Source organism: Nostoc sp. DedQUE09 (genome assembly GCF_034530915.1).
Classification (GTDB): Bacteria; Cyanobacteriota; Cyanobacteriia; order Cyanobacteriales; family Nostocaceae; genus Nostoc.
The window spans coordinates 56,848-75,684 of sequence record NZ_JAVRCE010000007.1 but is presented as its reverse complement, the minus strand read 5'-3'; the positions used below and the strand labels follow the sequence as shown (position 1 = coordinate 75,684).

21 protein-coding genes are annotated in these 18,837 nt (G+C 44.6%); 9 read left to right on the top strand and 12 right to left on the bottom strand.

All coding sequences use genetic code 11. The annotated features are described in order from the left end of the window. Nucleotides 1–53: 53 nt before the first annotated feature. The 9 genes from RMY27_RS06830 to RMY27_RS06790 form a co-directional block, all read right to left on the bottom strand. Nucleotides 54–188 (bottom strand): AraC family transcriptional regulator, encoded by a 135-nt coding sequence (locus RMY27_RS06830; RefSeq protein ID WP_322661779.1) that lies wholly within the window; start codon nt 186–188, stop codon nt 54–56. 157 nt (nt 189–345) lie between these two features. Beyond that, on the bottom strand, nt 346–1,512 hold the full coding sequence (locus tag RMY27_RS06825) for an FAD-dependent oxidoreductase (protein ID WP_322661624.1): 1,167 nt from the start codon (nt 1,510–1,512) through the stop codon (nt 346–348). A gap of 113 nt (nt 1,513–1,625) precedes the next feature. Further along, nucleotides 1,626–2,003, bottom strand: a complete 378-nt coding sequence (locus RMY27_RS06820) for a hypothetical protein (RefSeq protein ID WP_322661622.1) — start codon at nt 2,001–2,003, stop codon at nt 1,626–1,628. A 197-nt stretch (nt 2,004–2,200) separates the two neighbouring features. Then, a complete protein-coding gene (locus tag RMY27_RS06815) occupies nt 2,201–2,758 on the bottom strand; it encodes a DsbA family protein (protein ID WP_322661620.1) in 558 nt (185 codons plus the stop codon). 151 nt (nt 2,759–2,909) lie between these two features. Beyond that, nucleotides 2,910–3,434 (bottom strand): 2,4'-dihydroxyacetophenone dioxygenase family protein, encoded by a 525-nt coding sequence (locus tag RMY27_RS06810; protein ID WP_322661618.1) that lies wholly within the window; start codon nt 3,432–3,434, stop codon nt 2,910–2,912. A 9-nt stretch (nt 3,435–3,443) separates the two neighbouring features. Then, nucleotides 3,444–3,839 (bottom strand): AraC family transcriptional regulator, encoded by a 396-nt coding sequence (locus RMY27_RS06805; RefSeq protein ID WP_322661616.1) that lies wholly within the window; start codon nt 3,837–3,839, stop codon nt 3,444–3,446. A gap of 200 nt (nt 3,840–4,039) precedes the next feature. Continuing rightward, nucleotides 4,040–4,648, bottom strand: a complete 609-nt coding sequence (locus tag RMY27_RS06800; RefSeq protein WP_322661614.1) for a DsbA family protein — start codon at nt 4,646–4,648, stop codon at nt 4,040–4,042. A 178-nt stretch (nt 4,649–4,826) separates the two neighbouring features. Then, entirely contained in the window at nt 4,827–5,456 is a 630-nt protein-coding gene (locus RMY27_RS06795; RefSeq protein WP_322661612.1) for a response regulator transcription factor, read from the bottom strand. Continuing rightward, the gene (locus tag RMY27_RS06790; RefSeq protein WP_322661610.1) at nt 5,453–11,743 is read right to left on the bottom strand and encodes an AAA family ATPase; all 6,291 of its coding nucleotides are present in this window, start codon (nt 11,741–11,743) and stop codon (nt 5,453–5,455) included. Before RMY27_RS06790 ends, RMY27_RS06795 begins: the two co-directional genes overlap by 4 nt. Nucleotides 11,744–11,829: 86 nt before the next feature. On the opposite strand from RMY27_RS06790, the gene RMY27_RS06785 reads away from it, so the two are divergent. Next, a complete protein-coding gene (locus tag RMY27_RS06785) occupies nt 11,830–12,006 on the top strand; it encodes a hypothetical protein (RefSeq protein WP_322661608.1) in 177 nt (58 codons plus the stop codon). A 62-nt stretch (nt 12,007–12,068) separates the two neighbouring features. On the opposite strand, the gene RMY27_RS06780 is transcribed toward RMY27_RS06785, so the two are convergent. The 3 genes from RMY27_RS06780 to RMY27_RS06770 are packed head-to-tail and all read right to left on the bottom strand — an operon-like array spanning nt 12,069 to nt 13,646. Further along, nucleotides 12,069–12,971 carry a hypothetical protein gene (locus tag RMY27_RS06780; RefSeq protein WP_322661606.1) on the bottom strand — a complete coding sequence of 301 codons (903 nt, stop codon included), beginning with the start codon at nt 12,969–12,971 and terminating at the stop codon, nt 12,069–12,071. A gap of 44 nt (nt 12,972–13,015) precedes the next feature. Then, a complete protein-coding gene (locus RMY27_RS06775) occupies nt 13,016–13,366 on the bottom strand; it encodes a helix-turn-helix transcriptional regulator (protein ID WP_322661604.1) in 351 nt (116 codons plus the stop codon). Then, complete coding sequence (locus tag RMY27_RS06770) at nt 13,329–13,646, bottom strand: hypothetical protein (protein ID WP_322661602.1); 318 nt, start codon at nt 13,644–13,646, stop codon at nt 13,329–13,331. Before RMY27_RS06770 ends, RMY27_RS06775 begins: the two co-directional genes overlap by 38 nt. On the opposite strand from RMY27_RS06770, the gene RMY27_RS06765 reads away from it, so the two are divergent. From RMY27_RS06765 to RMY27_RS06730, 8 genes are all read left to right on the top strand, one after another. Next, the gene (locus RMY27_RS06765) at nt 13,640–14,587 is read left to right on the top strand and encodes a hypothetical protein (RefSeq protein ID WP_322661600.1); all 948 of its coding nucleotides are present in this window, start codon (nt 13,640–13,642) and stop codon (nt 14,585–14,587) included. The two genes, RMY27_RS06770 and RMY27_RS06765, sit on opposite strands and share 7 nt — an antisense overlap. Before the next feature lie 121 nt (nt 14,588–14,708). Next, nucleotides 14,709–15,035 (top strand): hypothetical protein, encoded by a 327-nt coding sequence (locus RMY27_RS06760; protein WP_322661598.1) that lies wholly within the window; start codon nt 14,709–14,711, stop codon nt 15,033–15,035. Then, complete coding sequence (locus RMY27_RS06755; protein WP_322661596.1) at nt 15,028–15,228, top strand: hypothetical protein; 201 nt, start codon at nt 15,028–15,030, stop codon at nt 15,226–15,228. Before RMY27_RS06760 ends, RMY27_RS06755 begins: the two co-directional genes overlap by 8 nt. Before the next feature lie 25 nt (nt 15,229–15,253). Then, nucleotides 15,254–15,712: a DUF1392 domain-containing protein gene (locus tag RMY27_RS06750; protein ID WP_322661595.1), complete on the top strand. Its 459-nt coding sequence runs from the start codon at nt 15,254–15,256 to the stop codon at nt 15,710–15,712. 39 nt (nt 15,713–15,751) lie between these two features. Continuing rightward, nucleotides 15,752–16,648 carry a hypothetical protein gene (locus tag RMY27_RS06745; protein WP_322661593.1) on the top strand — a complete coding sequence of 299 codons (897 nt, stop codon included), beginning with the start codon at nt 15,752–15,754 and terminating at the stop codon, nt 16,646–16,648. A gap of 284 nt (nt 16,649–16,932) precedes the next feature. Next, a complete protein-coding gene (locus RMY27_RS06740; protein WP_322661591.1) occupies nt 16,933–17,136 on the top strand; it encodes a hypothetical protein in 204 nt (67 codons plus the stop codon). Continuing rightward, on the top strand, nt 17,133–17,834 hold the full coding sequence (locus RMY27_RS06735; RefSeq protein ID WP_322661589.1) for a hypothetical protein: 702 nt from the start codon (nt 17,133–17,135) through the stop codon (nt 17,832–17,834). The genes RMY27_RS06740 and RMY27_RS06735 overlap by 4 nt, the downstream gene beginning before the upstream one ends. A gap of 14 nt (nt 17,835–17,848) precedes the next feature. Beyond that, on the top strand, nt 17,849–18,781 hold the full coding sequence (locus tag RMY27_RS06730) for a phage Gp37/Gp68 family protein (RefSeq protein WP_322661587.1): 933 nt from the start codon (nt 17,849–17,851) through the stop codon (nt 18,779–18,781). The last annotated feature ends 56 nt before the right edge of the window (nt 18,782–18,837 follow it).

Sequence of the window (18,837 nt, the reverse complement as noted above, 5' to 3'; positions counted from 1 at the left end):
TACTCATACTTACTCCAGAGCCTTTAAACTGACATTTCAAGGTGTACTGAGTTTTAATGCTCAACTGCTTTCAAATTCTTATGGTATTTTGTTGATAAAGAGCGAACCTGCTTTGGTGTCATTCCTGTAAATCGTTTTAACTGTTGTGTTAAATGACTTTGGCTAGAAAAACCTACTTGTAGTGCAATGTCTGCGATCGCAATGTAGATATACTGACCACAATAGTTTTGCTAAATTGTCGTATCAGTAGGCAAAATTCCAGGTAGCCCCCGAAATCTCGTCGCCGATCTTGGCAGAAATGCGATCGATCATTGTTAGTTCTCCTTAATCTAATATTAAAGATGCTTAATAAACTTTTCGCTTTTGAGCGATTGGATTATAGCGATAAAGCCATGCTTCAAAGTCATCCTGACTCCTAAAAGATGGTTTCATCATTTCAGTGAATGTGTTTTCACTATCGGGTTGATAAGCTTTATAACCCTGAGTAGCACTGCGATCGTAAATAATTGCTGTACGAGGAATGCGACTGTTTTCATAAGCATTAAGTGCCGCCTCTATATTCGGAGCGACGGCAAGACACTCTGCTAGTTCGTAAGCGTCCTCAAACGCCGTATTTGCACCTTGTCCTAGAGAGGGGACGACAGGATGAGCCGCATCTCCCAAGAGCGTCACTCTACCCTTACTCCAACGATCTAAGGGCGGGCGATCGCAAATAGGGCGCTCTACAATATCTGCTGCGGGTGTGGCTGCGATTATCGCCCTTACAGGCTCTGCCCACCCTGCAAATATTTTCAAAACGTGAGTCTTAGCATCGGTTGCCCGTCGATTAACATAATCGTCTGCCGATAATGCACTTGTACCCCAAAAGGTATAACCATCCCCCACATCCATCAGCATGGAATTTTGACCATTGGATGACGTTATTACAGTTGTTGCGTTGGGAGACAATTGCTCGTGAGAATATCGAACGAGCGCCCGCCAAGACATTCGCCCTGCATAGTTAGGAAACCCATCTCCTATTATTCCCTGCCTGACAACAGAATTAATGCCATCTGCGCCAATCAGCAAGTCTGCTTGGACTGTTTTTCCATCTGGAAAATAGACCTTAACACTGTCGTCTTGCTCCTCAAAGCCTACACAGCGATGCTGAAGATGAATGATTTCGGGCGGTAGTACCGATGCCAGAATGGCTTGCAGTTTTGACCACTGAATCATTAACATGGGCTGTCCATATCTCTGCATTATTTCCATTGACTTTGATGCGATCGTCTCTCCAGTGCTGCGTTTCAAGATTAGAGTATGGATTGGACTGCCTGCTTTTATTAATGTCTGGGCTATCCCTGGTTGAACCGCATTGAGGCTATTCAAACCGTTTGGGGTTAAGCTTAGACCCGCACCAATCGGTCGCAAAACTTTGGCTCGCTCGTAGACTTGTACTTTAAATCCCTTCGTGAGTAGTGCATTCGCGGTTGCCAAACCGCCAATTCCACCTCCAATAATTGCAATGTTCATAAAGCTATTTCTATCAGTATTTATTGTTGAATTTTGCTTTCAATTAATCTTCTAAAATAAAACTCACTGGACAAAGAGCTTGGAGTTTTCGTCAAGTAACCAGTGAATGAAGTTCAGCGTCTCGTACAAGCTTGTCGCATTAAAAGACGGTTGTTTTGATAGACCTCTAATGTCCCAGCCTGCGGATCATCCAACGTCCCATCCCAGACCCAATATTCATAGTTGCCACTCCCAAATTTGTACACTCGAACGCCTTCTGTCGCTTGGCTGGTTCCTCCACCCAAACTTAAATTACCGTTAGGACTGATGGCACGATAAAGCAGTTCACCAGACCGATAGTTTCGCCAAATGTCAATGTTGTAACTACCCTGGCATTGAGTACTCAAGATGAGGTCGGCTGTAGAATCAGCAGCGGCAGGCGAGGAGAAATAACCTGAGATACAGATAGGCAGAGTGAAGAATAATACGGCTCTTTTGAGGAGTGTTTTCATTGTGTAGAACTCATTGATTGAAATAGTTCAGATCGAATTGCTTTAGCAGCGTGCTTGCTAAAATCAGCTAGCTTGATCGGAGGTACTTATTCCTGAGATCAAAACCGAACATTCACAGGTTGCTCATTCACGAGGCTTGATTAATTCACTGTGTATCCGCTATCAATTACTAACTGTTGACCAGTTATGAATAGAGCTTAGTGACTTGCAGCAACAATGGCTGCTATCAACTCTGTTATTCTCCAGCGTCCGGTATATCGAATGTTATTGATAAATAGGACTGGAGCAGCCGTTATTCCACTCTTGCATCCACTTTCGATATCTTCATTGATGCGATCGACATGCACTTGTTTGTGCAAGTCTTTGAGAAACTGAGGAATATCAAGCCCTAAATCATTAGCGTACTCGACAAGATAACCATTCTCCAACTTTTGTTGATGGATAAATAAAGTGTCGTGCATTGACCAAAACTGTCCTTGAACAGCGGCGGATTCAGCGGCTTGGGCTGCCCGTTGAGCATGAGGATGAATCTGTATTTGCGGAAAATGACGGAAGATAAAGCATAAATAATCCTCTCCAAAAGAAGCACTAAGCTCTCGTCCTATCGCTTTAATCAGCTTGTAAACGTCCGCACTTCTAGAGCATTGATAGTCTCTATACATCACCAGCACGACCTTGGCACTCAGCACACCTTGCATCCAATCTTGGGTTGAAGGCGGTACAAGTAAGGAACTGTGGCTATGATCGTCGTTCATTTTTTTACATCTGCATCAAACATGGAACGCTCGGCATCACCCGCCGCGCACACAACTAAACAAGCATCCAATCTTGCGAATGAAAGCCGCGCTATTCGCGGTCGGGTGCATGCCGTTGTTAGACTGTGTGCCACAAGGCCAGAGTCGTCAATTAGCGCACGAGCAAGTCCAGTTGGCGTACATCTAGACCGGCCTCACGATAGTACTTCCGAGTCAGCTCAAGTGCGGTGAAACCATCCTCGTAGGCAGCAAAGCCGCCGTCGACCGACTTGTTTAGATAGATCAGGCCACCCTCAACTATGAAAAGAATTATCGTCGGCTCTGGTGAGTCCTCGGTGATAACCAGCGTGTGAGCCTCACCGGCAGGTTCGTAAGTAAACGTTCCGGGCTTTGCCACCCAGTCATGCTCTAGGTATCGCCAATGACCACGCATCGTATAGCCATGAACATTACCCACGTGGTAATGAGTGCCCAGCATGGCTCCGGGGAGACCTTTCAGAACTACGCTGAATCCGCCAGACGTGACGTTGAAGCAGCAGGGCTGGAACCAGACACCATCTGCATAAGGAACCCAGAGGCGGTCATCTTTCAAGTTGGTGTTGGTAATGAAGTGTTCGCGGCTCCTTCGATTAGGATCGAGGCCGTCGGTGAAACTATTGAAAGCGGTGATTGGCATTTGTCCCTCCTAAAAACTAGCTGCGTGCCAATCGTTCAAGGCAAATTTCATTGAACGATGTGTAGTACTACGACCAGTCAGGTGCTTAAACTGTTGCGTCAAATGACTTTGACTGGAGAAGCCGACTTGTAAAGCAATGTCTGCAATTGCTAAATCCGTTTTCGACAGCATCAATTTCGCCCGTTCGACTCGCTGTTGAATCACATACTGGTGGGGCGGGATTTTTGTAGCCTGTTTGAACAAACTGGCAAAGTAGGTTGGACTAATGTTGATGACCTCTGCAATCTCAGCCAGTAACAAATCTCGAGCAAGGTGAGTATTGATATAGTCGAGTACTTGTTGCAATTGGGTGCGTGTTAAGCCTCTGTTCTTGAATTGAATTGTCGGCATTGTAATTGTTATCATAGTTTCAAAGATGGCAATTTTGTTCAACAAAACAGGCAAAAGCTAGCCATCGAAATTAGATAGCTTACTAGCACTAAAAAACAAGTCATACCAATTCAAAATTAAGAAAGTTAGAATTAGTAATGCTTTCAGGGTTTATATCTGTCTCATTTTTTTAGGGAATTGGTATCAGATATGAATTGGGAGCAGAAATCGGGAACTTAATGACTTGCACTAACAATAGTTGCTATTAATTGCTCAAGGCTCCAACGACCGCTATAGCGAATTCCGTTAATAAACAGTGCTGGTGCAGTTATTACTCCGCTGTGGTGTCCACTTTCGATATCTTCGTTAATGCGATCGACGTACATTCGCTTGGATAGATCTTGCAGAAATTGGGAGATATCGAGTTCTAAACGATTGGCATACTCCACCAGATAGCCGTTATCCAACGCGTGTTGATGGGTGAATAGCATCTCATGCATCTGCCAAAATTGACCTTGCGCTGCTGCTGCTTCCGCTACTTCCGCTGCCTTGTGTGCTTGAGGATAGATTGAATTTTGAATAAAGTGACGAAATACTACACATACCCGATTCTCCTCAGGAAACATGGAATCGAAATGTTGCTGAATTGCCTGAATCAACCGATGCACTTCCCCACACTGAGGAGATTGATAATTCCCATATTCCACGAGTACGATTGGGGCGCTGAGTATCCCCTGGTAGTGATCGCGTTGTGAAGGCGGAACAAAGAGTTGATTAGGATTACTATCTTGATTCATCGGACTTTTTAGCAAAAAGGATTTCTCATGGCATAAAGTGATTGCCATGACTCATATCTGTGATTTTTCTTAACTGAAATGATTGAACCTCACCCTGTCATTTGTATGACTTCATCCTATGAAATTAATGCAGCGTTGTCGCCAACCCAGAGTTGAGTGTTTGCAGGGATGAAACGACAATTGCTACCTGTCTCTACAACTAATCATCAACCGAACTTAAGTTCAGTCACAATTTGGTGAGTCCCCGCTTCAGGGCTGTGACGACTGCTTGAGTGCGATCACTCACGCCCAATTTACTCAAAATTCGGTTGATGTGGAATTTAACAGTACTTTCAGCAATATTCAAAGCCGCACCAATGTCATGATTGCTTAAGCCGTCTGCCATTAGATGAACTATCTCTTGCTCTCGATGTGTCAGCTCTGGATTTTTCATGCGTTGCACCAGTTTAGCAGCAACTTCAGGAGGAATATATTGTTGCCCGCTGTGAACGATATGAATGGCATCGAGGAGTGCATCCGGTTCAGCATCCTTGAGCAGATAACCTTTGGCTCCGGCGTGTAATCCACGATAAATATCTTCGTCACCATCATACGTGGTTAGCATAATAATGCGAGCATGGACAAATTCAGCACAGATTGCCACGGTCGCATCAACACCGCTCATCTGCGGCATCCGTAAGTCCATTAAGGTGACATCGGGCTGTAATTGTCGATATTGATTGATCGCTTCCTGCCCATTCCCCGCCTGCCCCACCACCGTCATGTCCGGCTCATTTTCAATCATTGCGGCTAGTCCTTGTCGGACAATGGAGTGATCGTCAACAATCAAAACGCGGATTGCTACAGACTGACTCATACTGCTGCCTCCCGATGCACAGATACGATCACTTCCGTTCCCTGCTTTAGCTGGCTGTCAATTGAGAGATGTGCTCCAATGTGCTCTGCTCGTTCGCTCATACCCAACAAGCCAAACCCCTGACTGAGGGTTGTGCTGTTGACTTCAAATCCTTGTCCATCGTCCCTAATTCGTAAAAAGCATTGTGTAGATTCATAGACTAACTCAATCCGGATCTCGTTCGCATGAGCATACTTAACCGCGTTTGTAAATGCTTCCTGTCCAATTCTCAGCAGGTTATTCTCAGTGTCAGGGGGTAACGCATAGGGCGTGCCAACAATCTCACAAATCAAGCGGGTTTCGGTTGAAAATTGCATACTAGATACAAATCTCTCCAGCGCAGTCCACAGGTTGCCCTCCTCTAGTAACTGGGGACGCAGTGCCGCAACGGATCGTCGAGCCTCTGTCAGCCCGCTGCGAGCTAGATCGCGCACGGTTTTAATATGTGATTGTATTGCTTCTGGGTTGGTTTTTACTAATCGAGAAATAGCTCCCATATGAACCAGAACACCTGTAAACGCCTGGGCTAGTGTATCGTGTATTTCACGCGCCATGCGGTTGCGCTCTTCTAAAATCGAGGCTCCTTCTGCTTGCTTTTGCAGCGTAATATCTCGCGCCAGCCAAATTACCTGCTCGTGCCGAATTGGTGCAATGCGTGCCGAAAACCAGGTTTCTCGTCCAGCCATCCACCGACTGTATTCAACTGTGAGTACTTGTTGGGTTCTCAGCACCTGCTGAATGTGATTCAGGAATTCATCGGCTTGTTCTTTGGCAAAAAGTTGATGCAGCGTTTTGCCAGTACACTCCTCTCCATAGGATGAATTTCCTTTGATTGTGTAGATCAATTGCCCTTCAGCATTGAAGATACACAGCGGATCGGGAATGGCTGAAACGAGCGCCCGCAGTTCTGCTTCAGAGTCTTGCAACGCGGCTTCTGCTTGTTTGAGATCGCTAATATCCGCAACCACCCCTTCGACGTATCCATCGGCTGCATTCAGACAAGAAGAAAGAAGCCCCCAAAACACTGTCCCATCTCGTTTTCGCAGTTGTGCTTCATAGCTTCGCAGTTCCCCATCCCGCTTCATCAACTCATGGGCTTGTTGGCGATCACTGGGATTTACAAAATAGTCGATGCTGTGTTCTAGCCCAATGATCTCTTGGGGTGAATCAAAGCCCAACAGGTTGGCAAGGCGTTGATTGGCATCGAGAATTAATCCATCCGAGATGCGGTTTCGGAAGATGCCAACCTGCGAGTTTTCAAAGATAGCTCGGAACTTGGCTTCACTGCGTTGTAACGCAGCAGTTCGTTCTGCGACCTGTTGCTCTAAAGTGCAGTTGTAGTCGGCTAGGAGTTTCTCGGCTTGTTTGCGCTCTGTAATGTCTTGAAAGGTAGCGATCGCATAAGTGATATTGCCCTGTTGATCAAAAACTGGTGTTCCCCGTGCCTCAATTAGAATTGAGACATGATCTCGACGAATTTCTATATCTTCAGTCCTAATGCGTTCGCCCCTTAATGCCTGTACAGCAGGCAAGCTCTCCACTGGATAGATTTGATCCGTTCCCGCTACATAAAGCTGATAAGCCTCTGAGATCTGCTCCGGTGCTATGGAAGTATCAGTTTCTTTGCCCGTGAGTTGATTGCCGTATTGGTTGGTATAGTAAGGGCGACCCGCCGCATCCACGATCGCAATTCCCACCGGAATCGCTTCGAGGAACTGGGTGATCTTGCTTTCCTTAGCCCGCAGTTCTGAGTAAAGGTTGGCATTTTCGATGGAGATTGCTGCTTGAGTCGATAATAGCTGCAAGACCTGCGATCGCTCTGGTGTAAATACTCCAGCTGCTAACCGATTTTCTAAATACAATACACCGACCAGCTTGGCTTGATTCAGCAGCGGCAAACAGAAAATAGATTGAGGCTGGTTCTGTTGAATGTATGGCTCATTAATAAAAGCACCTTCACGAGTCGCATCATTTAAGGTGACAGGCTTTAGAGTCCGAATCACATATTGAATGATTGATTCTGGCAATTGATCGGCAATTGGAATAGACTGTAACACCTGAGTCGCACAACCATTGTCATCGGTATTAAGTTCACAAGCCGCTTCAATCGACCATTCTCCTGAGTGTTCTAAAATCAGATATCCGGTTTGTGCGCCAGCATTCTCAATTAAAGTTTGCATCAGTGATCGCAGCAATTGCTTCAGTTCAATTTCACGAGAAATCGCCTGTGAAGCTTTCATCACTGCTGCTAAATCGAAAGCAGTGTTGAAGGGATTAGTGATGGTTTCAGCAGTAATAGGAATTGATGTGGAAGCGGCTCTAGATGACTGAGAAAAGAACTGTGGATAGCGTTTTTCTAAGTCTTTAACTTTAGCGGTTGCGCCCCAGCGATCGTAGCAATAGTGCGCCTCTTTCATGTAGGTTTGAGCAATCTTTTCTCGACCTCGCGCCAGATAATGTTTAGCTGTTAATTCATAAGCTAATGCTTCTTCCTGAATAAACTCATGTTCAGCAGCACCTGCGATCGCTTGTTCATAAAACTCTTCAGCCTCAAGAAATTGCCCTAAGACTCGCGCTTTCTCTGCCTTGACTAAATGGTATTTGTGCAAAAAATTCATTGGGGCGTGTTCTGCCCATTTTTGCATCTTTTCTTGGTTGGCATTAACGCGATTCAACCAGGGTGCTTTTTCAGAGCTTGAAGCATTTGTCCACAAGCTCAAAACGATTAGGGAGTCATAGAAATGAAATAGAGCTACAGAGAATAATGATGTGGCTGCGCTTAAATACGGTTCTGCCAAAGTAGCCGTTTTTGCAGCTTGCTCATACTCCCCGAACAAGTAACATAAAATCAGCTTATTTGAGTAAAAGAAGTGAAGGCCAGTTCCATCCTTGGCCGCGATCGTCCATGATAGTGCTTGCTCTTCGTCATAGAGACCACCTACTAAGCGGCTTGGGTTTTCAGATTGACCTCGCAGGTTAATGATTGTTTGTTGCAACATTGCCAGGTAGGTGGCAGGAATCTCTCGTCTAATTTGATGGGTGGCTTTACGATAAATCGCTGTTTGTTGTTCCAGTTGGGTCAGTTCGTGTCCTGCAAAAAAGGAGTTATAACATACGTTTAATGTACAATAACCCGCAGATTCAAACTCTCCACTTTCTATACCGCTTTGATAACCCTCAGCTAAACCAGGGAAGGTTTCTTTAAGGTGGTCTTTCCAGGGAATGATATGGATACTCACCATCATCAATGCTTTGCAATTACCTCTCTTGTTATTTGATCGTTTCGCTAAATTTAAAGATAATTTGCCAAATCGATAGCCCAGTTCAAAGTCTTGTTCAACGCCACATAGGATCATGCCATAGCCAACATAACCAAGCGGCGACCAGATAGCGTTTCCATAGGCGATCGATAAATTCACTATCTTGCATATAATCAGCACCATCAGAGCGGGTGCCGAAATAAAAGCCGAACTATATATGCCTACTAAAATGTAGATTGCTGCCAGTGGCACAGGTTCAGTCATCTCTGGCAAATCAATCAAATCTTCGATTTCCCGCCCAGCCAATCGTGAAGCGGTTTCCTCTAATCCTGCTTGAACATCTAACTGACTTGGAGCTTCCACTAAACTAATTCCTAAGCGTTGCAGCACTTCCAAGCCAGTTTTCAGGGCCTCCTTAGGTGCGCCCCACGACATCCATGCTTGAATCCTGCTATCGTAAACTTTCACGGTGTCTAGCACTGTCTTCGCACGGTTGAGCACTGCTTCTGCAAGCCGCTCCATTTCGTCAAAGTGACCACTGAGGTAGGCTGCCTCTGCTGCCTCTGAATGCAACACCAAAGTTAGGTCATACTCACGCTGCCAACTTTCCGCATCAAGGAGTTTAAGTCCTATATTGAAATACTTGAAAGCGGCTTCATAAGCCGTCGCTGCCAGCGCTTTCTGACCTGCTTGCAAATTCAGTTTGGCAATCTCATTCCGTTGGGATTGCTCACTGATTAACTCGGTTCCACAATTCAGATGATCCACAATTTCAAACAGTCGGGCTGATAGTTGCTCTGGTAAAGTCTTTTCCAGTAAATTGCGACCAATCTGCAAATGAACAACTTGTTTGTGCGACTCATCAATTAAGGCATAGGCAGCTTGCTGAACGCGATCATGCAAAAACTTGTAGTCTTGAACTAACAAGTTTTCGTCTAATTCAGATAGAGGTTGAATTAATCCAGCATTTATTGCAGCTAGTAAATCTAGAGAAATTACTTTCGGCGATTTTTCACAAGCGATCGCTAACGTCTCTAAATCAAATTCAGCTCCAACACAAGCGGCTAAGCGGAGAATTTGCCGTGTTTCTTCTGGCAGTTTCTTCAACTGGATCAGTAGCAACTCCACTACATTATCAGTAATATTTTGGGCTTGAATTTGAGCAATATCCCACTGCCAGCTTAACTGTTTCGCATTAAAGATTAACAGATTTTCGCTGTACAGCATTCGCAAAAATTCACCGACAAAGAAAGGGTTGCCTTCGGTTTTGCGTAACACTAATTGGGCTAAAGAACGAACGGTGTCAATATTGCGACCTAGCGTCTCGGCAATCAGTTGACTCAAGGGTTCGAGCGTTAAGGGTGCTAAGGTAATCTCCTGAAGTACTGCCCCTTTGTTTCGTAGTTCTAAGAGCGTTAATACTAGTGGATGCGTTGGATGCACTTCATTATCTCGGTAGGCTCCAATCAAAAATAGATCTTGGGTTTGCTCGTCGAGTAATATTAACTCGATTAACTTTAGCGTTGCGGAATCGATCCATTGTAAATCGTCTAAGAAGATGACCAGGGGATGTTCTTTTGAACAAAACACCCGCACAAAATTTTGAAAGATTCGATTGAAGCGATTTTGAGCTTCCGTTGCTCCAACTTCGGGTAAGGGTGGCTGTTTGCCAATAATTAATTCAACTTCCGGAATGACATCAATGATGATTTGCCCATTGCTTCCTAAAGCTGAGAGCAGACGTTCTTGCCACTGTTGCACTTGCTCATCCGGTTCCCCCAGAAGTTGCTGCACCAACTTTTGCAGGGCATCCACAATGGCGCTGTAAGGAATATTGCGCCTGAATTGGTCAAATTTACCCGATATGAAATAGCCGTGCTTTGCTGTGATGGGTTTATAGAGTTCTTGCACCAATGCTGTTTTGCCAACGCCAGCGTAACCAGCAACGAGCATGAGTTCGACATTAAATTGAGCATTTTCTCTGCCTGACTCTAGTTGACAAATTTTGCCAAACGTCTCTTTTCTAGCTACTCTGTCAAACGCCGCCAATAATGCTTTAGTCTCCTCTTCTCGTCCATACAGTTTCTGAGGAATGCAAAACTGTTCTGAAACATCTTGTAGTCCCAACGACATGGCGTTGATCTGACCCATTTCTGCCAGTTGCCCGGCGCAGTGTTCTAGATCCGCTTTGATGCCCCAGGCACTTTGATAGCGATCCTCCGCATTTTTCGCCATCAACTTCAAAATTATCCCTGAAATGGCTTTGGGAATCGTGGCGTTCAATTCATGCACAGGAATCGGCGGTTTGGCAATATGACAATGAACTAGCTCCAGGATGTCTTGAGTGGGGAACGGTAGCTGTCCAGTTAACAGTTCGTAGAAGGTTACGCCCAGCGAGTAGAAATCGGTGCGATAGTCGAGCATCCGGTTCATCCGCCCGGTTTGCTCTGGCGACAGATAGGCAAGCGTGCCTTCTAACACATGGGGACTTTTGAAGGTTGGATTCGTGCGGTTAAATTGGGTCGCAATCCCAAAATCAATAATTTTGACAACGCCAGTATCCAGGTTGAGGACGATGTTTCCAGGGTTGATATCTTTATGAATGATATTGGCTGCATGGATTCTGCCCAGAATGTAGCAAACAGTGATCGCCACATCTAGAAAAGTGGATAAAGGCATGGGGCAGAAGATATCTGGGCGCTTGTGCATCCATTGCTCTAGGGACTCTCCCCCAAAATCCTCTAAGATAATTGCCAGAGTGCGTTGATAGTCCTGCTGGCTGTATGCCTTGACAACTCCTTCCAGATTTAGGGAGCGGGTAATTTTATATTCCTGTCTGTAGCGAGTTAGTTCTTGGGGAGAGGGATAATCAAGCTTTAGCATTTTGACGATGATCCCTACTCCATCGTCTCTGATGCCTCGATACACCAGAGAATTGTCACTTTCGTATATTTTGTTTTGGATAGCAATACCAGGTAGAACAATCATAGAGCAACTCTTGAGAGGATAATCTGGCATAATCCAAACTATACAGTAATCCAGCTATCTAGATTTTTCATCTTCTGAAATCCTATTTGGTTTTGTTCATTTCTAGCCAGTTGCAGAGTGATGGCGTTCACTTACGAGCGCTGTATCAATATGTAGAGCGTTTCTACAGCACTCACGCTTACAACTGGCATAGCACGGGACACCAGTTGCGGAAAGTTTTGCCCTATCCCTCGTACAACTTCTTCACTGTCCCGTTATGGTGATATATCCATTCAAACTGCAACCCAAAGACATTGGATGCCAAATTGCCAAAATTGTTCAGGGGTTATCTTATCTCGTATTCAGACTCCAGAAGATTCAACAATTTCTCTTCCACAGCAGTAAGATAAGGTCGATTCAGCTTGCCCAATAACTGCAACAGACTTTTGACTGTCTCCTCCAGCGAATCGGAATATATTCGTGTAATGCGATCACTAATCTCCTTAACCTGCTGACATTCGGCAGGCAGGTAGTTGAAGGACTTTAGGTGCTGCAACCCAATTGTGTACTCGCCATCCCAAACTCTCAGGGTGCAACTAAAGTCATTCACTTGGCTTACGATACCCCAGCAGCCACCCTTGCCCCTAAGTTCTGGATTATCTTTGGCTAAGATTTGGCATACCTCGCCTAATTGATAGGTGTTAGGTACTTGAGTACGTTCCATTATTCGCTGCACCGCATCTTTGACGATCCGGTGTGAGGGTACTTTCCCGTTGGCAGACTCTACAGCTTGCTCCCATGCTTCGGGCTGAATGTCCGGGTCAAGCTTGGACAGTGGCCTGATTTGCCACTCATTAGTCGGCAAAATGTGAACGGAACGTTCACATTTTTCCACCAAATTATCAAAAATAACCGCAGCTTCTATTAAATGGTAGGGCTGTCTGCGGCTAAAACCAAAGCGTTCGCGGCAATAATCTTCAAAAGTTTTGTGCGTGGAACGATATAATCTGCGATCGCGTAACTCAGTCAATGCCTTCCCTGCTTCAAAGAAGGCTCGTTCTACCCTACGCTCCAAATGCAAGCGATCACTCTGCTCCTGCTCGGTCAATTCAGGTACTTCAACAGCAGCAATATCGATGATTGTTGAAGCTGGGTTTTCTGAAGGGGTAATGTCTGAGTTGATGGGCAGTTCTGGATTGCTTAATGCGGCAGAGGTGGCTTGTTTACGCTTACGGGGTGGGGTGTTCATGCTTCCACCTCTTCTGGCTTAAGTATGCTTAGGAACAAAAATCCTTATGATGCCTCCTTATTAGGTGTTAACCATAATACCTGAGTATTAGATTTAGCTGGTTTACCAGAATTAGATAATTGCTCATTTTCGGCTTTTTGTAAACCTTTTGATTGAATATCCCCAGTTGTAGGGTCGCCATCATGATCAAAAGTGTAGTCAAACAAATCTCCAGGTGTAATTATTCGGTTATCACCTGCGGCTTGATACGCCTTTGTTAAACCATTACATAAACTGTTTAAAACTCTCCCACTGATCTGTTCAATTTCATCAGCGTTTTTCAGTTTTGAAATGGACGTTGGGTGGATACCCGAAAGTTCAGCAAGTTCTTTGTTGCTGATTTTCTTCTCTGCCATTAATATTCTTAGCCGCCAACGAATCATCTTTTGAGAGTCTTTTTTTGTTTTCCTTACTCTCATAGTTTCCTCCACTAATGCTTTTATAGCTAGATCGCTTACTTAAAGCGATTCCTTCAAATATAGCAGCCATCATAATTAATATGCAAGCTTGACAAATATATAGCGAGGTCGCTACATTTATAGATAGCAAAAAGCGACCGCACCTCTCTCGCAAATTGGAAGCGATCGCTTTTGCAAAACATCCACCATACAGATGGCATAACCAATATAATGACATACCAAATCTACAGCCAACAACAGCTGCAACTGAAATCGATTGCGCGGCTCAAGCAAATCTACAGCGAAATCGCCTGCACAGTCGAAGTAAGCGATAAACGCTGCAAGGATGCCTGGATTTCCGCCATTGTTAATTATCAGGCAAGCAAGATTCAGAAAGTCACCCTTGCTGCCCCCGACAACCAAGCCCTCGCCCAAGCTGAACTCGACAGCTACATCGCTGACCAAGCCCAAGTTGTAGCTCCCGAACCACTCAGAATAGTCGAAATCTCGTTTGACCATCACGAATATTATGCTGGTAATCAACTGATAGCCAGCATCAGCAATGACGACAACCATTTAACCCAACCCTGGGTAGTCATGGTAAATGATAAAGAAGTATTCCGTGCCAACACTCTAATGCGTTGCGATCGCTTCATCTGCACTCACTATAAAGACGGCACACTGCCAGTAAAAGCTTTTGTGCAAGGGAGCAGGGGTGCAGAGGGGAAAAACTTACAACAGCTTTCTCCTCTGCCCCTCTGCACCTCTGCCCCCATGCCTTCCTCTTCTACTGAAAACCAAATCATGGCGCATATCTTCAACGAGTGCCAGAACTACAACAATTCGCAATTCGCAAGTCGCAATTCGCAATTAAATGCCATAACTAAAAGTGAAAAGCCTTACACCTGTAATAATTCAATTACTAATTACGTTCACAATTGCGAATTGCGAACTGCGAATTGCGAATTGCTTAGTAACTGGTGGGTGAAGAGGCGTTATTCAGTCCAGCAGCAGTATTCTAACTCGGTGCTTGATGCCGTGCGCTCATTGTCGATGGTGGACGTGTCTACTGATGGTAAATCGATTTTTGAGGAATATTTTTTAGATCAGCCGTTAGAACAGCTAACTGGCGATAAATTGCAACGGCTGCTGGAGAAAGCGGAGTTAGTCACAGCTTAAGTCTTGGGCTTCGCCTGGGAAAAGGTTAAAGGGGAAAGGGGAAAGGTGAAATTTCTTCATTCCCTTCCCCTTTGCCCTTTCCCCCTTTCCCTCAATAATCCCTTCATTCACCTATTCATCTATGAAACCGACAATCTCAATCCCCCAACATTGGGCATACCCACGCTTTGCTTTGGATCAACGTACAGAACAAGGCACGATTCTAGGACTTTACTACTATCCTTCTGGCACAGAGTTGGCTGAACAATTTGATGAGGGCTGGCGTTATGTACTGATGCCTAACAAGAATTCTGACGATATATCGTACTTGCAAGAGAATCAAATTCAACCGCTCTCTCCACAGGCATTGTTCACACAAATTACCGCAGAGATTGACTTTTATCAACAACAGATAAACATTCTCAACCGACAGTTAACCGTATTAACTAAGGGTGCAAACAATGGCTAATTCTACAAACAACTTTGACCGTAGAGCAAATCATTTGCTGCGTTCGATTCAGCTTTGTGGTGGTTGTGTACCTCTGCATCGGCTTCAGTTCCAATTCTCTGATTCAGTTATTCAAACTCTGTTAGATAAAGAATTGGTGCAAGTGCAGAATACCGGACGCGGCTTCTTGTTGGAAATTGCCGAAGATTTTTAGGTTATTAATCCCAGGAAAGAAAAGCATGATTGACCATATTAACGCCTTGAAAACAAGTTGGTATCTTTCCCCACCTTGGGGACAAACAATTGCATCCGTTGAGGTGAATTTACTGGAGAGAGTTTACCTAAGAACCACAAGAACATTTGGCTATTGCTGCGGTATGCAATGGAAGCATGAATCCTGGATTTATTCAATTGATTGCCGTAATGAAATACTCCACGCTACACAAAACCAAATCATCGGGACGGGAGAATTAGAAACTCTCACTGTGCAAAAACCTGCTTTCGTTCTGGGCGAAAGAGTGATGCTCTGTTCTCACGATAAGGGAACAAAACAACGGCTGATTTTGGGGATTGCGCTGGTGAATAATTCTTGGTTTTACCTTGTTGAATTGGTGTCGCCAACCTTAACTCAATCACGGACTATATCGAATCGTTTCTCATTGGTTGGTGAAAAAAGTTTGGTACGCGTGAATGCCTAATTCTCCTAATCAACAACAAATTATCACCCAACTAAAGTTATGTCACAAATCGAAGTCGCTCAAATTATTGAACAGATAAAGCAAGAAATCACTGTTGACTCTAATGGACAAGGTAAAGCTAGTATTCGAGCTACAGCAAGACTCGCCAATATCGATGCTACTGGATTAGTCAGAAGTCTCAAAACTGCTGTAGACAATTCTCGGTCTAAACTGGTTGAAAAGCTTATCCGTAAAGGGTTTGAAGCCGTAGAGATTTTAGGGTGGTCGCAGTCCGGTATCCCTGACATAGCAGTTGCCGCCATACTTCACTATTACGGCTACGAAGCGGGGAAAAGATGCAGTGAACAAGCAAGATTAGCCTGTGAAGCATTTGAAAGTATCGGTGTTCGCGCCTGGATGCAAGACATTATGGGCTGGACAAAACCCGCTACTCAACCACAAGAACAACCCACTACACCAGCCCTCCCCCCAGTTGAACAGCGATTGCATACTCTTGTCTTGGCAATGAAGACTTTAGCTGAGTTAACTGGTGGCAGACTCAACCCGTACATCGAACAGCAATTTAAAGACTATGCCGGGAACCTTTTGGCAGAACACAACAGAAAATTGCTCACCCCTTCAGAAGAACGCTGGCTGGGCGTGGTGAATTTTGCAGAAAGCGAACTCGGTAAAAAAGTCCCCATGAGCGGCGCTCACTATCGCGGACACTTGGGCACATGGGTGAGAACATTCTACCCTCAGTTAGGCTCACGCCAAGAGACACGGCTGGTCAATGGTGTGCAGCAGCCCATCTATGTTTACGCTTGCCATGATCCGGCTGTTGCGGCAGGCTTAACCAAAGCTGTAGAAGAGTTCTTTGCCCATCCCAGTCCTAATGCAGCGCTAAGGCAGGCGGGGGCTTTCGCTAGTAAGAAGGAACCAGTGCTGACCAAGTGAAAGCGAACGCCCCCACCACAGAAACGTTCGCTAATCTAAAGATGGAATTTTTTGCTAAAGCATCAAATATCACCAACAACATTAAAAGCTTCTCTTTCACGTAGTCAAGCAACTACCAAACTTCTGACATGATCCGTTACAAAGATGACTACTCTAGCAAATAATACACATCTCAAAAAAGTGTCGTAACTTCAAGATTTCTAACAATCAAAATAAAAAGCGATTGCCACTCAATAAGTAACAATCGCCACACAAAGATACTCCTTACTTTCAGGATAACGGATATGAAAGTCATCGTTACATTAGTTGAAAAAATCACATCAGAAGCTCACATTGATATTCCCAATGGGTTATCAAAAGCAGCAATTAAACAGCATATAACAGACCGCTATAACAGTGGAGAAATGCAAGCAGATTTGAATATTTACCAAGTAGATTTTGAATCTATGAGCGCCAAGATTGTAAAACAAATGGGAGAGAGTTTATGACTGTTGCACAACTACTGACACCACAACCACCTATAAGTGCATCTATAGAAACTTTTGGTAGACATCCTCTCAACTTCTACGAGTCACCTTCATGGTTCACAACTGAACTACTGCGCCATGTTCCCTTATCTAATGTGATTGGTGAGCCGTGTGCGGGGCATGGAGCGATCGCTTCTTTACTTAGAGTGTGGCCTTACACCAAGCAAATGTGGACGAACGATATTGATCCACATAAAGCAGCTGATTATCATCTGGATGCAACACTATCCGATTCATGGGCTAAGTTTCCCGATTGCGATTGGATCTGCACTAATCCACCATACGCGGAATTTGCTGCACCCATCATCAAGAATGCCTACCAGAAAGCTCGTGTAGGTGTTGCCGCTTTTTTACTTACCAGCTTTCTCGAACCCTGTGATGATCGGGCTGATTTCTTACAGCAGCACCCGCCGTCACTTGTACTGATTCTGCCACGCTTCTGTTTTCGGAAAGACAAACGGGGTACTCGTTGGGCTACCGATAACGTTACCATCTCGTGCTTTGTGTGGGACAAACGCGCAACAGGGCAGCAAATTATTATTCGTCCCAAGTCGGCGATCGCTGGGTTTTACAAAAATCCTGAGCAGGCCATAACTCAAGAACAAGTATTCGATATTGTTCGGGCGATAGCGTGTGGTGAAGTTAGTACAAACTATTAATTGAAGAGGTAATTATGTCTACAAATATACAATGGTGTGACGAAACCTGGAATGTAATTGTTGGCTGTTCACGGGTTCCTGGAAGTCCTGGCTGTGCGCGATGTTATGCAGCGAAAGCTGCCAAATCCCCGCGACTTCAACAATTCCCCCAGTATCAAACTGTTAGTAATTGGGATGGCACAGTTGAATTTGTCAAATCTCAACTTATTAAACCATTATGTTGGAAAAAGCCGAAAAGAATTTTTGTATGCTCAATGGCTGATTTGTTTCACGCCAATGTCTCTGATGAATGGATTCATCAAGTAATGGCTGTTGTTGCTCTTTCACCTCAGCATACTTTTCAAATTTTGACTAAGCGACCAGAAAGAATGAAGGACTATTTTAGTCAACAATCACTACGGGTCAAATGGTATGAAGCAGCCAAAGATGTTCTTTGGGACGCTATTAGTGAGAAATTTGGAGGATCAATTAATCTCCAACAATATTTTATTGATCAACCATTTCCCTTACCAAATGTGTGGTTAGGAACCTCCACTGAGAATCAACAAATGGCGAACAAACGCATTCCAATTCTCTTGCAAATTCCTGCCGCAGTTCGGTTTTTATCTTGTGAGCCACTGCTTGAAGAAATCGATTTTAGGCAAGGAGGTGCAATTCAAAAATTAATTAGTGATTCCTACGAATGGGAATTAGTAAATGAAGATATCCAATGGATTGTTGCAGGGGGTAAGTCTGTCCCGAATTCTAGACCATGCCACATTGAATGGATTGAGTCTATTGTCCAACAGTGCCAACAATCCCAAACGCCTGTGTTTGTAAAGCAGTTGGGGGCGAATGCTTACTTAAACGGGCAGCGATTAAAAACCCGTGGCAAGAAAGGGGGGGAGATTGAAGAGTTTCCTCTTCATCTCCAAGTTAGAGAATTTCCTGTTCCGGTACGAGAGTAAAAGCAAATCCCCCACACTGTTTTTCACGGGCGGGGGAAGAAAAAGTTTTTTGTAGG

Coding starts and splice junctions, on each gene's coding strand:
- RMY27_RS06825 (WP_322661624.1), bottom strand. CDS start 1,512: ATGAACATTGCAATTATTGGAGGTGGAATTGGCGGTTTGGCAACCGCG.
- RMY27_RS06820 (WP_322661622.1), bottom strand. CDS start 2,003: ATGAAAACACTCCTCAAAAGAGCCGTATTATTCTTCACTCTGCCTATC.
- RMY27_RS06815 (WP_322661620.1), bottom strand. CDS start 2,758: ATGAACGACGATCATAGCCACAGTTCCTTACTTGTACCGCCTTCAACC.
- RMY27_RS06810 (WP_322661618.1), bottom strand. CDS start 3,434: ATGCCAATCACCGCTTTCAATAGTTTCACCGACGGCCTCGATCCTAAT.
- RMY27_RS06805 (WP_322661616.1), bottom strand. CDS start 3,839: ATGATAACAATTACAATGCCGACAATTCAATTCAAGAACAGAGGCTTA.
- RMY27_RS06800 (WP_322661614.1), bottom strand. CDS start 4,648: ATGGCAATCACTTTATGCCATGAGAAATCCTTTTTGCTAAAAAGTCCG.
- RMY27_RS06795 (WP_322661612.1), bottom strand. CDS start 5,456: ATGAGTCAGTCTGTAGCAATCCGCGTTTTGATTGTTGACGATCACTCC.
- RMY27_RS06790 (WP_322661610.1), bottom strand. CDS start 11,743: ATGATTGTTCTACCTGGTATTGCTATCCAAAACAAAATATACGAAAGT.
- RMY27_RS06780 (WP_322661606.1), bottom strand. CDS start 12,971: ATGAACACCCCACCCCGTAAGCGTAAACAAGCCACCTCTGCCGCATTA.
- RMY27_RS06775 (WP_322661604.1), bottom strand. CDS start 13,366: ATGGCAGAGAAGAAAATCAGCAACAAAGAACTTGCTGAACTTTCGGGT.
- RMY27_RS06765 (WP_322661600.1), top strand. CDS start 13,640: ATGACATACCAAATCTACAGCCAACAACAGCTGCAACTGAAATCGATT.
- RMY27_RS06770 (WP_322661602.1), bottom strand. CDS start 13,646: ATGTCATTATATTGGTTATGCCATCTGTATGGTGGATGTTTTGCAAAA.
- RMY27_RS06760 (WP_322661598.1), top strand. CDS start 14,709: ATGAAACCGACAATCTCAATCCCCCAACATTGGGCATACCCACGCTTT.
- RMY27_RS06755 (WP_322661596.1), top strand. CDS start 15,028: ATGGCTAATTCTACAAACAACTTTGACCGTAGAGCAAATCATTTGCTG.
- RMY27_RS06750 (WP_322661595.1), top strand. CDS start 15,254: ATGATTGACCATATTAACGCCTTGAAAACAAGTTGGTATCTTTCCCCA.
- RMY27_RS06745 (WP_322661593.1), top strand. CDS start 15,752: ATGTCACAAATCGAAGTCGCTCAAATTATTGAACAGATAAAGCAAGAA.
- RMY27_RS06740 (WP_322661591.1), top strand. CDS start 16,933: ATGAAAGTCATCGTTACATTAGTTGAAAAAATCACATCAGAAGCTCAC.
- RMY27_RS06735 (WP_322661589.1), top strand. CDS start 17,133: ATGACTGTTGCACAACTACTGACACCACAACCACCTATAAGTGCATCT.
- RMY27_RS06730 (WP_322661587.1), top strand. CDS start 17,849: ATGTCTACAAATATACAATGGTGTGACGAAACCTGGAATGTAATTGTT.